At 70.1% G+C, this 14,231-nt stretch carries 15 protein-coding genes and 1 pseudogene; 7 read left to right on the top strand and 9 right to left on the bottom strand.

Annotation, left to right across the window (positions count from 1 at the left end):
* The first annotated feature begins 75 nt into the window (after nucleotides 1–75).
* Nucleotides 76–807: a hypothetical protein gene (locus VG869_05485; protein ID HEV3450639.1), complete on the top strand. Its 732-nt coding sequence runs from the start codon at nucleotides 76–78 to the stop codon at nucleotides 805–807.
* Between the two features lie 160 nt (nucleotides 808–967).
* Here the strand turns inward: VG869_05485 and VG869_05480 are convergent, their stop codons facing one another.
* The 3 genes and pseudogenes from VG869_05480 to VG869_05470 all read right to left on the bottom strand — a co-directional run bounded on the left by VG869_05480 (nucleotide 968) and on the right by VG869_05470 (nucleotide 2,093).
* The gene (locus tag VG869_05480; GenBank protein ID HEV3450638.1) at nucleotides 968–1,321 is read right to left on the bottom strand and encodes a VOC family protein; all 354 of its coding nucleotides are present in this window, start codon (nucleotides 1,319–1,321) and stop codon (nucleotides 968–970) included.
* Between the two features lie 91 nt (nucleotides 1,322–1,412).
* Nucleotides 1,413–1,919: a WYL domain-containing protein gene (locus VG869_05475; GenBank protein HEV3450637.1), complete on the bottom strand. Its 507-nt coding sequence runs from the start codon at nucleotides 1,917–1,919 to the stop codon at nucleotides 1,413–1,415.
* A gap of 27 nt (nucleotides 1,920–1,946) precedes the next feature.
* A pseudogene (locus VG869_05470) lies at nucleotides 1,947–2,093 on the bottom strand (HTH domain-containing protein).
* Nucleotides 2,094–2,410: 317 nt separating this feature from the next.
* Here VG869_05470 and VG869_05465 point away from each other — a divergent pair.
* The 6 genes from VG869_05465 to VG869_05440 all read left to right on the top strand — a co-directional run bounded on the left by VG869_05465 (nucleotide 2,411) and on the right by VG869_05440 (nucleotide 9,526).
* Complete coding sequence (locus VG869_05465; GenBank protein HEV3450636.1) at nucleotides 2,411–4,249, top strand: DUF362 domain-containing protein; 1,839 nt, start codon at nucleotides 2,411–2,413, stop codon at nucleotides 4,247–4,249.
* The gene (locus VG869_05460; GenBank protein ID HEV3450635.1) at nucleotides 4,249–5,283 is read left to right on the top strand and encodes a class I SAM-dependent methyltransferase; all 1,035 of its coding nucleotides are present in this window, start codon (nucleotides 4,249–4,251) and stop codon (nucleotides 5,281–5,283) included. The genes VG869_05465 and VG869_05460 overlap by 1 nt, the downstream gene beginning before the upstream one ends.
* Nucleotides 5,284–5,397: 114 nt before the next feature.
* Nucleotides 5,398–6,693 carry an alpha-glucosidase/alpha-galactosidase gene (locus tag VG869_05455; GenBank protein HEV3450634.1) on the top strand — a complete coding sequence of 432 codons (1,296 nt, stop codon included), beginning with the start codon at nucleotides 5,398–5,400 and terminating at the stop codon, nucleotides 6,691–6,693.
* A 502-nt stretch (nucleotides 6,694–7,195) separates the two neighbouring features.
* Nucleotides 7,196–7,975, top strand: a complete 780-nt coding sequence (locus VG869_05450) for an NfeD family protein (GenBank protein HEV3450633.1) — start codon at nucleotides 7,196–7,198, stop codon at nucleotides 7,973–7,975.
* 10 nt (nucleotides 7,976–7,985) lie between these two features.
* Entirely contained in the window at nucleotides 7,986–8,867 is an 882-nt protein-coding gene (locus tag VG869_05445) for an SPFH domain-containing protein (GenBank protein ID HEV3450632.1), read from the top strand.
* Between the two features lie 209 nt (nucleotides 8,868–9,076).
* Nucleotides 9,077–9,526: a pyridoxamine 5'-phosphate oxidase family protein gene (locus VG869_05440; protein ID HEV3450631.1), complete on the top strand. Its 450-nt coding sequence runs from the start codon at nucleotides 9,077–9,079 to the stop codon at nucleotides 9,524–9,526.
* A 41-nt stretch (nucleotides 9,527–9,567) separates the two neighbouring features.
* On the opposite strand, the gene VG869_05435 is transcribed toward VG869_05440, so the two are convergent.
* The 6 genes from VG869_05435 to VG869_05410 form a co-directional block, all read right to left on the bottom strand.
* Complete coding sequence (locus VG869_05435; protein ID HEV3450630.1) at nucleotides 9,568–11,001, bottom strand: glycosyltransferase; 1,434 nt, start codon at nucleotides 10,999–11,001, stop codon at nucleotides 9,568–9,570.
* Between the two features lie 111 nt (nucleotides 11,002–11,112).
* Nucleotides 11,113–11,796, bottom strand: a complete 684-nt coding sequence (locus VG869_05430) for a hypothetical protein (GenBank protein ID HEV3450629.1) — start codon at nucleotides 11,794–11,796, stop codon at nucleotides 11,113–11,115.
* A 370-nt stretch (nucleotides 11,797–12,166) separates the two neighbouring features.
* The gene (locus tag VG869_05425) at nucleotides 12,167–12,784 is read right to left on the bottom strand and encodes a cytidylate kinase-like family protein (GenBank protein ID HEV3450628.1); all 618 of its coding nucleotides are present in this window, start codon (nucleotides 12,782–12,784) and stop codon (nucleotides 12,167–12,169) included.
* Nucleotides 12,785–12,845: 61 nt separating this feature from the next.
* Nucleotides 12,846–13,289, bottom strand: coding sequence for a nuclear transport factor 2 family protein (locus VG869_05420; protein HEV3450627.1), 444 nt, complete (start codon nucleotides 13,287–13,289; stop codon nucleotides 12,846–12,848).
* Between the two features lie 25 nt (nucleotides 13,290–13,314).
* Complete coding sequence (locus VG869_05415; protein ID HEV3450626.1) at nucleotides 13,315–13,536, bottom strand: hypothetical protein; 222 nt, start codon at nucleotides 13,534–13,536, stop codon at nucleotides 13,315–13,317.
* Nucleotides 13,537–13,767: 231 nt separating this feature from the next.
* A complete protein-coding gene (locus tag VG869_05410; protein HEV3450625.1) occupies nucleotides 13,768–14,181 on the bottom strand; it encodes a hypothetical protein in 414 nt (137 codons plus the stop codon).
* Between the last annotated feature and the right edge of the window lie 50 nt (nucleotides 14,182–14,231).

Genomic DNA, 14,231 nt, shown 5'->3' with positions numbered 1-14,231 from the left:
GACCGGGATCTGCCACGACCCAACACCGGGCCCACCCCGCCCCCCGACTGAGCAGCGTCAACGGAGGAGCAGCACGTGGACGACCTGTTGTCTCTCGTGGTCGATGCTCACGGCGGCTTGGACCGCTGGTCCCGGGTGACCGGACTGACCGCACGCATCACGATCGGCGGCCCATTCTGGGAGTTCAAGGGTCAGCCTGGTGTCGTCGGACATGAAACCGTCGAACTCGACACCCGCCGCGAGCACATCGGCTTCACGCCGTTCGGTGGCGCTGACTGGACCCTCGAGTTCAGCAGCGACCCAGAACGCGTCGTGGTGAGGGATCTCGAGGGAACAGTCGTCGAAGAGCGCACCGACCCCCGCACGTCGTTCGCGGGGTACGACCAGACCTCGAAGTGGGATCTCTCCCAAACCGGGTACTTCATCAGCTACGCCATCTGGAACTATCTCACCGAGCCGTTCCTGCTCACCTATGCCGGTTTCGAAGTCCACGAGATCCCGCCCTGGGAGGAGAACGGTGAGGTGTGGCGGCGGCTGCAGGCCACGTTCCCGGACAGCGTCGCGACTCACAGCACCGTCGGGCTCTTCTACTTCGACTCGAATGGCATGCAGCGACGGATGGATTACCAGCCCGCCGTCAGCGGCGATTTCCTGGTCGCGCACTACACGGACGAGCCGAAGACCTTCGACGAGATCGTCGTGCCGACCCGTCGCCGCGTCCGCAGGCGGTCCGAGGACGGGACCGCGGACGGGACCGTCGACTACATCACCATCGACGTCCACAGCGTCGAGTACCGGGCCTCGTAGACAGCGCGCGATCGCGACCCAGAGCCGCCGCCGGCCAGGGGCCTGACGAGGTCCCAGCCGCAGCACCGCGCGGGAGGAGCGCCGTCCCAGTGGTCAAGGCCGCTGAGCTACCGGCGCGATGGGCCGGACCCGCTGAGGGCCCGGCCCGCATGCGCCGCGATCAGGCCGGCTGCTGGATCAGCCCGATGCGGTGGCCTTCGGGGTCGGTGACCATGGCGATCGTCGCTCCACCGTCGATCGGTGTGGGCGGCTGAGCCACCTTGGCACCGAGGGTCTCGGCGTGCGTGAGCGAGGCTGCCAAGTCGGGCACCGAGACGTAGACCGACACGTACTCGACGTCCTCGCCAGGGGCGAAGATCCCGCCCGGGATCCCCCCCTCGGCCCCGGTGTCGACCATGCCGTACCGCATCGGGTTGGCGGCGTCGACCTTCCAGCCGAACAGCTCACCGTAGAACCGGGTCAGGGCCTGGAGGTCGCGCCCGGCGACCTCGAACCACACTACGGGCGCACCCATGCGACTTCCTCCTCTGTAGTTGGACTGTGTCCACCGAGGATGCGGGCCGTCGGCGACAACCTCCTGTCGGGAATTCGCTGTGACCGAAGTCTCAGACCTCGAAGCCGGTCTCCCGGAGGTGCTGGGCGATGTCACCGGCGACCTCGCCGAGGTCGCGCGGCGGAGCCGCTTCGCTCGTGAGCAGCGCCGCCCGGATTCGATCGAGCCGGAACGTGCGTCCGCCGTTCCGCAACCGGCACCACGCCATCAGGTACCAATGGTGCTCCGCCCCGGCCAGGCCGTAGGGCTCCACGAGCCGCCGTTCGGTGCGTTGGCCCGTGCGGTCGACGTAGTCGAGTTCGAGCACCCGCCGCTCGGCAACCGCGCTCTCGACTGCCCGGACGACCGGGGTCGACTCGAGCTGGCCCCGCTGCTGCAGGAGCCGGATCCGTCCTACTAGTTCCCGGGCGTCCTCTCGGCTGGCGGCCGACATGGCGATCACCAGCTTGCGGAGCGCCGTGCGCGCGGCGTCGGCGAAGGGAATTGGCCCGCTCGTCGCCAGCGCGACCGCGATTGCCGTGGCTTCCTGTGCGCTGAGGTTCAAGGGCGGAAGCGTCATGGCCGGATCGACCGCGTAGCCTCCGCCGGGCCCCGGGGTCGCCCAGATCGGTACCCCCGACTCTTGTAGCGCGGAGATGTCGCGCTCGATCGTTCGGACGCTCACCTCGAAGTGCGCAGCGAGCTGATGCGCGGTACGCGCACGCGGCGCCACGGCTCGCAGCGCTTCGACCAGGGCGTAGAGACGATCGGTCCGGTTGATTCGACCAGGATGCCTGACTCCGCGACGAGCCGGCAGGCATCGAGGATTACGTCATCCGACCGATGAGGCGCCGATCGACGACGCTCAGGGAAGTCCCCGAGATCGCCGCTTCGGCGGACGCCGGCGCCGTGGCGAGGCCTCGGGGTTGGAGTGAAGTGGCGACACTCACCAACAAGCCGGCGAACGACGAACGGCGTCCACCGCCTAGCTCTGCATCGACCGTTGGGCCTCAATCAGGGTGGTCACACGCGCCCTCACGTTGACGATCTGAGTGATAGAAGGATCGTCCGGTGACCCAGCTCGAGACGGCGCTCTTGGACGATGTCGGCGCGCGGCTGGACCGTTGGCGAGCCGAGTACGGCGCTCGGCCCGACCTCGAGCGGGAGCGCCTCTGGCTCCTGGCGCTGGAGCGCGAGCAGATCGTCGCCGTCGCATACCGGGAGGAGGCTGTTGCCGACCGCGTCGGCGCGCTCGACCTGTGCGAGGAACTCCGGTCGCTGGTTCGCCAGACACTGGTCTGGATCTGGAAGGACGAGGCACTCCACGCCGAGTACTTGCGGGGCATGCTCCTGCGGCGCGGTGGCACGGCATCCTCGCTGGTCGTCTACGGGCGCCAGCTCGAAGGCGCCGTGTCCGGCTGGGTCTCCGCCACCGAGCACCACACGCGGGCCCGATCGGCCCCGATCCGGACTGGCGCCGCCGACGTCTTCGTCGCCGCCGCAGGCGTCCTCGGCCTGGTGCCCCCGGTCCTGCGCCAGGAGCTCCGGTACCAGAGCTTCCACCGATACTGCGAGCTGAACGTCGCTCTTGAGGCAACGGCCGAGCTCGCCTATCGGCGCTTGATCGAGCTGGCAGCTGACGATGACGAGCACGACACCTTGGCCCGGATTCGCGCCGACGAGGAGCGTCATGGCGCAGCGTTCCGGATCCTCGCCGGTCTGCTGACGGTCGACGACGGTGCCAGCGGCTCGACATCAACCGCCGCTGTCCTCGACGCCTTGGCCGCCATCAGCCCGTGGTTCGTACCCGCCGCGCTCCGTGTTCGATCCTCCCAGGGCACTCGCGCTCGCTCGTTCGGAACCGGAGCGCGCGTCGCAGTCCGTAGCGGGCAGCGCGACGCCGACAAGGTGAGCGTTCTCGACGCTTGCCTCGACGCTGCCGGTCTGAGCGCGATCGCGTCGGGCGCCCGGTCAGCGGCCATCCGAGTCTCCTTCATGCTCGGATACGACCGGCGGGACTGCTCCAACGTGAACGACCCGGCGCTCGTCGAGGCGCTTGCCCGTTACCTGGAGCGCCAGGGCGTCGCTGACGTGGCTGTTCTCGAAGCCCCGACGGTCTATGGCAACTCCTTCGCCCACCGCAGCGTGGCCGAGGTCGCCAGTTACTTCGGGTTCGATTCGCCGCACTACCGCATTGTCGACATCGGGGCCGATCTCCGACCGTTCGTGTTCGAGCGCGGCTTCGTGCAGCGCGCCATTACGGGAACCTGGGTCGACGCCGACCTGCGAATCGTGATGCCGAAGCTGCGAACGGACCCCACCGAGTTCGCCCATCTGTGCTTGTCCACGCTCGAGGGCAGCACCGGCGCCATCGACGCCACGTTCTACGCCAAGCGCCTCGTGGACTTCCGCTCCGCGACGATGATGCTTCTCGATGTCGCCCCGCCAGACTTTGCGATCGTCGACGCCTGGGCCCCGGTCGCCGGCGGCCCCTTCGGCGTCATGGGCTGTCGCCGCCCCGCCGACATCCGACACGTCTACGCGGGCGCGGACGCGCTGGCGGTGGATGAGGTCGTCCTCGCCGATCTTGGGGTCGCGGATCCCCATCGAGCGCCGATCGTTCGCCGGGCCCACCACTGGTTCGGGATCGGACCGCTCACGGTGCCGGTCGACGGCACCCGCCCGGCCCTCGAGACGGAGCTTCGCGGCGCGCACGCGTCCCCAGTGCTCCGGGCGCTCGGCACGATGTCGTACCCCGTCTACGTCTACTTGAGCCGCGACGGCGACCTGTTCGTGCCGGCCATGGATGCGGCCGCCTTCCCGCCAACGGGGCGCCGCGGCCCGGTCACGCGCGCCATCCGCTGGGCGGCGCAGCGGGCGTTCGGGCTCCGGCCGCCGGCCGGGCCCTGATGCGCTCGGTCGAAGCCCAGGCGCGGGGAGTCCTCGCGACGCTCCGAAGCGGTCACCCGACCGCTCGAGCCCTGGCAATCTCCGACAGCCGCGCCTTCGTCCGCTCGGTGTTCCTCGCCTCGGCGGTGCGCAGCGGTCTCCTCCGAGCCCTCGCGTTCCCCCGCTCGCTTGCGGAACTCGCTGCGCAGGCGCAATGCGCCCGACTGGAGCGGCTGGAGGCTTGGCTCGAGGTCGGAGTCGAGCTTGGAGAACTCCGACGCGAGGGAGATCGGTACCTCGCTCGGGGCCGGCGAGCGCGCGCGCTGGCGGCGGGCGATCCCGTCCTCGAGGCTCATTACCGCTCGATTCTCGACTACCAGGCCGGCCCGTATGAGGAGCTCGAAGCCCGGCTGCGCGATGCGCCAGGGGCGGGTCGTGACGACCTGGAGCGGCACGCCGATGTCATCGCTCGGGTATCGCTCGCGGCGGCTCCGTTCGTCGTGCCCTACCTCGACGCGGTCGTCGCCGAGGTCCGGCCGGCGCGAGCACTCGACGTCGGTAGCGGTACCGGGATCTACGTCCGCGCCCTCCTCGAGGCAGATCCCGGGCTGCACGTCGAGGGCGTTGACCTCGCGAGCGACGTCGTGGCCGATGCCCGGGCCGACCTGGCCGCGGCCGGCCTCGCGGACCGGGCCGAGCTCCATGTCGCCGACGTACGGACGTGGACGCCGCCCGCGGGACGGCCCCGCTTCGAGCTCATCACGCTCCTGAACGCGGTCTACTACTTCCCGAGGGAGGATCGGCCTGCCCTCTACGGACGGCTCGGTTCGCTGCTCACGGATGGAGGCGAGCTCGTCGTCGTGACCATGTCGCGCGCCGGGTCGATCGCCAGCGCGCACCTGCACTTCATGCTCAGCTGCGAGGCCGGCGCGGCGTCGCTCCCCGAGGCGTCCGAGCTCGTCTTGGACCTCGGCCGGGCGGGATACGGCGTCGTCGAGGAGCGGACGCTCGTGCCGACGGAGCCCTTCGTCGCCATTCGGGCGCGCCGGAACTAGGACCCCCACCGAGCACCACGCCAAGGTCGGGACCGGCGCGATGCCGCCCGACGATGCGCCGGCGGTGCGCCTGATCGGTGGCCGTATTCGCGCCCGTGGTCGTACCCTGCGCGGATGCCCAAGATCGCGTTCGTTGGCGCCGGCAGCACGGTCTTTGCCCGGAACCTGCTCGGGGACATCTTGAGTTACGACGAGCTCGCCGGCTCCGAGATCGTGTTGTTCGACATTGACGCTGCTCGGCTGGCGGCCTCCGAGCGAGTGGCGCGGCGCGTCGTCACCGCGCTTGGGGCATCAGCGAACATCATCGCCACCCCTGACCGCCGTTCGGCGCTCGACGGAGCGGACTACGCGATCAACATGATCCAGGTTGGCGGCTACGAGCCGTGCACGGTGACAGACTTCGAGGTGCCGAAGCGCTTCGGACTTCGACAGACAATCGGCGACACGCTCGGCGTCGGCGGCATCATGCGGGGACTGCGCACGATCCCGGTCCTCCTCTCCATCTGCGCGGACATGGAGGAGCTTTGCCCCGACGCGTGGTTCCTGAACTACACGAACCCGATGGCGATCAACTGCCGTGCCATCGGCCGAGTGAGCCCGATTCGAACTGTCGGGCTCTGCCACAGCGTGCAAGGGACGGCGTTCGAACTTGCCTGCGACCTCGAGATCCCGTACGAGGAGATCGATTACCTCGCCGCCGGCATCAACCACATGTCCTTCTACCTGCGGCTCGAGCGCGACGGCGAGGATCTCTACCCCCGGCTCCGCGACCTCGCCGAGGCAGGCAAGGTCCCGGACCAGAACCGGGTGCGATACGAGGTTCTGCGCCGGCTCGGGTACTTCGTGACGGAGTCGAGCGAGCACTTCGCCGAGTATGTGCCGTGGTTCATCAAGCACGACCGGCCTGACCTCATCGACCGGTTCAACGTTCCGCTGGACGAGTATCCCCGCCGCTGCGTCGCGCAGATTGCGGGGTGGGACGCCGAACGCGCTCGACTCGAGCGCGGCGACTCGGTCGAGGTACAGCGAAGCTTCGAGTACGCAGCGACGATCATCCGCAGCATCGAGGCCGGAAAGCCGCGTGTCGTCTACGGCAACGTGCCGAACCGAGGGCTCATCGACGACCTGCCGGCCGGATGCACCGTCGAGGTCCCATGCCTCATCGACGGCAACGGTGTGCAGCCCACGCGGGTGGGCGATCTACCGCCCCAGTTGGCGGCGCTGATCCGCACGAACGTCAACGTCCAAGAGCTCGCCGTGGAGGCCGCGCTCAGCGGGCGGCGCGAGCACGTCTACCACGCAGCCATGGTGGACCCTCACACCGCCGCGGAGCTCGACCTCGAGCAGATCCACGAGCTCGTGGACGCGCTGCTCGCCGAGCACGGAGACTGGATCCCGATGCTCAGCTAGGGGTTCTCGCCCGGTCAGGTCCGTGATCCGGCGGCGGCGTCGCTGGCCTCAAGATCGGTGACGCCTGAGCGTCTCGCCCGCGTCGATCCGTCGTATTGGACCGCGCCGCGGCCTGGCCGTCGACGCGCGGTCGTAGCGGCCCACCCGCTCGTAGCGACGCCGCGTCCGCGCGCTCTCTCGGCCGCTTGCGCACACGGCGCGGTCCTCCCGGCCGATCCACTTGCGGCGCCGCGCCGTGCGTCCGGTTGACGGGTCCAAACGCGCACGCGACACTCGCCGATCCAGGCAGCAGACGCTCCCCGCGTCGTGCCTCGGAGGAGGCAGCGGTGGGGGATCGCAGGCCCCGGCGGCCGCACCCACGCTCGGGCAGGTCCCGGAGCGACGGGCGGACTCCGAAACTCGGAACTACCCGGAGCACCCCAGGCGTTATCTCAAGCGTGACGGGCATTCGTCTCTCCGTTACCCGTGGTCCGGGCAAGGCCCCGCTGTCCCCCGCCTCCTCATGCTGACGTCGGGCCGTCGGCTCGTGGGCCTGCTGATGGCGTCGGCGAGCACCGTTGTCGCCGCCGGCGTGCTCGGAGCCGCCTCGGCGGGCGCGGCCGCTCCGGAGCGGGTCACCCACCATCTCTCGGCCGACCCGAACCTGGCCTTCATCCTTTTCGTGCTCGGCATCGCCGGCATGGTCTTCGAGATCTTCCACCCCGGGTTGAACGTCCCTGGCGTTGCTGGGCTGATCTCGTTCGTCGTGTCGCTGGTCCTCCTCGGCCGGCTCCCGGTCACGGCCGCCGGGGTGATCCTGCTGGCGCTGGCGTTCGTCTTCTTCGTCATCGAGCTGAAGGTCGGCGCCCACTCGGTGGCCGCGCTAGCCGGCGTCACATCGCTCGTTCTCGGAGGCCTATTTCTGTACGACCCGTCGGTCCCCGACGCCCGGGTGTCGCGCCCGCTCCTGATCGGCATCGCGGCGGTGCTCGGCGGGTTCTTCCTCCTGGTCGCCCGAGCCGCCTTGAAGGCACGCAACACACCGGTCGTGAGCGGCGTCGACAAGTTGATCGGTGAGGAGGGCGTCGTGACCGAGACACTCGACCCCGCGGGGCAGGTCCGGGTGCGGGGGGAGGTCTGGGCCGCGACGCTCGACGACAACACGGCGAGTGCCCCGGTCGGAACGAAGGTGATCGTCTGGGACCTACGCGGCTTGACGCTCTACGTGGCACCTCTCGACGACATGACCGGAGAGCCTGATGCTCGGCTCCACCACAGGGAGGTTGGCAAGCACGATGAGTAGAGCCACGAGGATGCAGACCGCGTTCTTGCCCTTCCGGGTGGTGTCCGAGTACACGCGCCTTGTCGTCTTCCGCCTCGGGCGGATGACGGGCGTCAAGGGCCCTGGCGTTGTCGCGCTCTTTCCGCTGGTCGACCGGGTCATCAAGGTCGATCTGCGCGAGTTCTTCCTCGAAATCCCGAGGCAGACGGCGATCACCAAGGACAACGCGCCGATCTCGATCGACTTCATCACGTTCTTCAAGGTTGTCGATGTGCAGGCCAGCGTGGTGCAAGTCGCCGACTTCTCGGGCGCAGCCCAGAACATCGCCGCGACCACGCTCCGCTCCGTCGTCGGTGACATCAGCCTCGACGACGTACTGGCCAAGCGCGACGAAATCAACCAACTCCTCCGGGCGAAGCTCGACGAGGTCACCGAGCGCTGGGGCGTGAAGGTCACGAACGTCGAGATCCGCGAAATCACCCCTCCGCCGGCGGTGCAAGAGGCGATGACGCGCCAGATGTCGGCCGAGCGCACTCGGCGCGCGGTGGTCACCGAGGCCGAGGGTGACAAGTCGGCCGCGATCCTGCGAGCCGAGGGTGACAAGCAGTCGAACATCCTCCAGGCCGAGGGTCAGAAGCAGTCCAACATCCTCCAGGCCGAAGGCGAGAAGCAGGCCGCCGCACTTCGCGCCGAGGGCTTCGCGCTGGCCCTCACCAAGGTCTACGAGTCCGCCCACAATGTTGACGCCAAAACAATGGGTCTGCAGTACCTCGAGGCGCTGAAGAGCTTGGGCGCGTCGCCCAGCACCAAGTTCGTGGTGCCGCTCGAGCTCAGCAACCTGCTGCAGGGCCTCGCGGGCTATGCGGGTGACGCGTTCCACGACGGCGATCGCTCGCCAACGCGGGCGAAGTAGCGGAGCGCGAGGGCTCACGCCCGGACGAGATCGCCTGGAACAGTCCGACCCACTGGTCGACGGTCACGCCGCTGTGGGGTGCCCGCGCAGGCACAGGCGCGACCGAGACCGGGAGCCCTCCGGGCACCGAGCTCCCTAGCGAACGGTCCGACGCTCGCGTAGCGGAAGGCGGGGTAGCGTGCACCAGATCTCCGAGGAGCTGAGATCAGGTGACAGACGCGGACGCTGGCCTCGAAGAGCTGTCGTACGAGGAGTGCCTAGCCCTGCTCCGGGCGGGCGGAATCGGACGCATCGCGTTCGACGTCGACGACTGGCCCGTCGTGTTCCCAGTGAATTACCGGCTCGTGGAGGCGAGCCAGCGAACCTGGATTGCTTTGAGGACCCGGCCCGGCGACGTGATCGACCGCGCGCCGTTCAACGTCGCCTTCCAAATTGACGGTCTCGACCCCGTCCATCACCAGGGGTGGTCGGTCCTCGCCCGGGGGACGCTGCACCATGTGGACCCCGACGCGGCGAACTTCCGGGAGCGCTTCGATCCGCAGCCCTGGATCCTCGCCGAGCGCGACGCCTGGCTCATCATCGACCCGTTCGCGATCAGCGGGCGGCGGCTCCGCGCTCGGGAGCCGGAGTGGGCCTTCGCCGTCGACGCCTACCTCTGACCAGGCTTCCCGCGCCTCTACGCTCGGCCGACGGGCGAGGTTCACGGCTCTGCCAAGGTCGCGAAGAGGGCCGCGTACCGCTCCAGGTGCCGGTCGGGGAGAAACTCCGCCCGAGCGCGCTGGTGACCCGCCTCGGCTAGACGCGTCGCCAAGCTGTGATCGTCGAGGAGGAGCCGCACCGCGGCGCCGAAGGCCGTCAGGTCGGCGGGGTCGTCGAGCAGCAGGCCCTGCTCGTGGTCTCGGATCTGGTCGCCGATCCCGCCGACGCGGCTGGCGACCACCGGCCGCTGTTTCCACAAGGCCTCGGTGACGGTCAGGCCGAACCCCTCGACCAGGCTCTTCTGGGTCACGACGGCGGCGTGTCGCTGGAGGGCGTTCACGATCGTGGCTTGCTGGTCGGGGTCGTCGAGAGGAAGGCACGCCAGGTGGACGCGCCTCCGCGCCCCCGGGGACAGCTGGCCCCAGAACCCGAGGCACTCGTCCAGCACGGCGCCGCTCTCCGGGTCATCCTCGACGCCGTCCACCGCCGGGCCGACGAGGGCGAGATGGGCCTCTCGATGACCGTCGAGGTGTTCAACGAACCCATGCATCACACCAGGCATGTCCTTCGTGCGATCCCATCGGGAGACCTGAACCACGAGGGGAGCGTCGGCGGGCGGGGCTGGACCGGTCGCCAGGGTGTCGGCGCGTCGATCGAGTCGGACAGGTGAGCCGTCTGGTCGCGGAACCGCCAGGGCTGGCGGGTCGGCGGCGGCGGCGAGCAGACCAGCGAACTGCAGGATCGCCAGCGTCGTCGCCGGGTCCAAGGCGCGGTTCTTGGCCGAGAACGGATCGATCGACGGCGGGATCGTGGCCGTGCGCGTCCGATCGGCCCACCGAGGGATGAAGGCAGCGCGACTGAAGACGTACGCGTCGGCGTCTTCGACGTACGGACGGAGAAAGTCCCAGCCCTCGTCCGAGTAGGCGTTCGGGGCGTCGCGGCCGATGTGACAGCGCCAGATGACGATTGCTCCCGCACGTCTGGCCGCGTCGGTGAGGCCCGCGGCCTGCGGGTCATGGAGCACGACGATGTCGCCGGGTCGGATCAGGTCCAGGAGGTCCGCACGGTTCGAGCGCAGTGTCTCCTCGTAGGCAGCGCGTTGGGCTCCCCCAAGCGAGCCGGCGTCACCACGAACGCCGTAGATCCGGTTGTGCAAGCGCTTCGTGATCTCGAAGAACTCTGGGCCGCCGTCGATGACCAGCCAGCTGGCGTCGATGCCGACCCCACGCGCGTATGGAAGGAGGCTCTCGAGGAGCTCGGCCACACCGCCGCCGCGGGCGGTGGAGTTCACGTTGATGACCCGGCGACGGCCCAGCGAGGCCCGGGCGGCAGCAGTGGTCTCGCGGAACCGCTCGGCACGTTCGGGGCCAATCAGAGCCTGGAGGCGATCGGGTGGGAGGGCCTCAACCTGTACTTGGCGCACGGCCACGACCACCGACGACGAGGGGCTCGGACCGGACGCTAGTCGCTTCGTTCAGTCCGATCTCGCGCTCGCGCTGCAGGCGGCTCGTCGAGCCGACCGCGGTCAGCGAGTCGCCGTGCGGGCTCAGGCGGTCCGGGCGTCGCCCTCGCCGGTCAGCAGCGCGACTGGCGGGTCCTCACCGCGGTCCCCGACCGAGCGCCCGCTGTCGCGCGCGGCCATGGACGCGCTGGCACCGCCGGGACCTCCGAGGTCCGAAACGGTGAGGTCCAGCTCCTGGAGTGTGGGTCGGTCGCCGGTCGCGTCCGACAAGAGTCGGTCGAGCTTCGTGGCGTGGGTGTCCAGGACGTTGCGGAGGCGGTCGCGGACCTCGTCGGCGAACTGCTCGAGCGCGTCGACATCGCTCTCGAGGACCCGTCGTTGCGCGAGCGCCTCACCGACGGTGGACTCCGCCCGCGTGCGTCCGGCCTCAACGAGATGGGACGCCACCCGCTCGGACTCGGCGATCAGGCGACCGGCCCGAGCCTGGGCGTCGGTGAGGAGCGTGGCCGCCTTCGCCTCGGCGTCGGCGATCAGCCGGTCGGCGCTGGCCTGGGCCAGGAGCAGTGTCCGGTGCAGCAAGTCGGCTTGGTCCCGTCGGCGGCGCTCGAGCTCGGGTTGGTCGAGAGCCTGGAGCCGGGTGATCGTCGCCGCCGCCCGCTCGAGCAGGCCGTCGACGAGGTCCGGCGCATAGCCCCTGCGAACGATCGGGATCGCGGCGCCGAGCAACTCGTCGGGCGCGACGGCGCCGCCGACCGCGTCGTCATCCACCGGTGTGATGCTCTGCAACGGAAGCCTCCCGGACCGGCCCGACGGGCTCAGTGATGCCGATGTGGCTGGTGTGGGCAATGATCATGATTGGTGGGTCGGGCGGTGTCAAGGGCTGCCACGGCCGAGCCCGCCCGGTGGCGGCCCCCGAGGTGGTGGTCGTCGGCCGCGGCGTCGAGCGGCGAGCGGCGGGGACGTCCCCGACAACGGGAGGCGGCAGCCGCGGGGCGACGGCGCAGGCCGTCGACGAGGGGTTTGGGCGGCGTCATGGTCGGTCCGCCCGGCGCCGACCTTGGACGAGGTGGACGTCGGGTCGCCACCGCGACCAGGGGCGAGTCACGCCCTTTGCCCCTACCGGGCCGCGCTGCCCGCGCTACTCCCAGGCGGCCGAGGCGGCGGCGACGATCAGGTCGGCGCAGGTGTCGAGCGGAACCGTCGCGCTGTCGAGGACGAGGTGGTACAGCCCGAGGTCGTCGGCGTCGCAGTGGTAGAAGCGCCGGAGGTAGAGGGCCCGGGCCCGGTCGGTCTCCTGGAGCCGCCGAGCGGCCTCCGCCTCGTCGATTGCCTCGATGCGCATGGCCTGCCGGACGCGGGCCTCCTTCGATCCGTGGAGGCGGACGTGGAACACGCCCGGCCGCTCTCGAAGCACCACCATCCCGCCCCGCCCGAGTACGACGCCTCCCGTGGTCCGGGCCAGGGTCTGGATGCTGGTCTCGACGTCGTTGCGCACCTGCTCCTCGGTGCTCAGGCCCTCGACCGGTTGGGGCGGGGTGCCACCGACGACGAGGGGCAGCCCGGCGAGCGCGGCGGCGAGCCGATGGAACAGCCGCTCTGGCCGTTCATCGTCGGCGACCGTCTCGACCCCGAGGCGCGAGCCTCGAGCCACCCGCGGAGTCATGACGCGCTCCAGGTACGGGAGCCCCAGCAGCTCAGCGACACGCGGGCCGACGACCGTGCCCGCAGCGCCGTAACTGGCCGAGATCGTGACCACGCGGGGCGCACTCGTGCGACGGATGGTAGCGGCGGCGTTCCGGCCCGCCGCGCTGGCCACGTCAGCCGTCAGGGGGAGCCGGCGGATCCCGTCGCTGCGCCGCCCACGACCCGGGCGCCCACCCGTCGAGCTGCGCAGCGCGGCGGGCGAACAACCACCGGCCGCCGACCGGCACGAGCGAATCGCGGTACTGACCCCAGTGATCGGGACCTGCGGCGGTGATCGCGAGGAAGTAGGACGTCGCACGGGCCTCCTCCGGGCTCGGAAAGTCGATTCGCAGCGAGGCCACGTGGTGGCGGATGAGCCCTCCGCCGGCGCTGGTTGCGAGCGAGGCCTTCGCGCTCTCGAGGTATCGAGCGATCGCGGGCCGGCCTCGCAACTCGTCGGCGTCGGTGGTCAGCACCCCGTCGTCGGTGAACAGCTCCGCCAGCTCGTCGGACCGACCGCTGTCGGCGTACCGGACGTATCGGCCGATCGTGTCCTCGACGCCGAGCCGAGCCGCCATCTCCCAGGATTCCACGCGAGGTCGATCAGCTCGTGAGGGCCGTCGCCACGCGGTAGCGGCGGAGCGCGATCGCCGACCAGACGAGCTCGACCACACCAAACGGCCACGCCCCCGACCAGAACCCGTAGACGCTCGAGAGGACGCAGCCGGCGGCGAAGGCGGCGATGAAGACGCGACCCCGTCGTTCGAGCGCGTACATCAGCATCATGAAGCTGAGTGCGCAGACACCGTAGAGGGTCACGGCCATCAGCCGGCCAGTTCAGCACAGGGCGTGATCGTCCCCCGCCGTGCCGCCCTGGACGCGTCCGCGGAGTGGTACAAGGTCCTCTCATGCACGAGCCCGGCGTGCTCCCTGATCACGGGGGTCGCCGGGACAGGTGGTCGATGCCGTCACCACCGTCACGCCGGCCCGGCGCGGGCACGCACGGCCGCACCGACGAGGCGGCGAAGCGGCCCCGCCGCCTGCGGTCAGCTGCAGCTAGGACGCGCGGCGCGCCGGCCCCACCACGGGCGCCACGGCGAGCAGCTCGCTGTCGAGCCACTCGAGGATGGTGGAGGCCCTCGACCAGTATCGGCGGGCCCGCCGCGTCGGGGGTCGGCGACGTGGCCGGATGCCGATCGCCGACTGGAGCGAAGACCACGGCTCGAGCTCCAGCTCGACCGCGACTGGGAGCGACCACCGATCCAGTCGGAGCGACCCGTTGCACCGCCGGGTGGGCCCCAACGACGGCGTGGTCGCAACGGTCGCAGCACCGACGCCGAGGGGGGCCGATGGCCGGTCCGCCTCACGATCGTGGGTGTCGAAGATTCGGTCCAGGGCGGGCGCGGCGACCTCGACCGGCAGCTCCACGCGGCGACTCACGTACCAGGTGATCGGGCTCAGCTCGTCCATGGCGCGTTCCTCGGCTCGTGATCGGGTCTTCGTCGCTTCGAGTCTCGGCG

The sequence above is a fragment of the Acidimicrobiia bacterium genome, from assembly GCA_035948415.1.
Lineage (GTDB): Bacteria > Actinomycetota > Acidimicrobiia > IMCC26256 > PALSA-555 > PALSA-555.
Note: the sequence above shows the minus strand (reverse complement) of the source record. Positions and strands in the feature narration are given on the sequence as shown.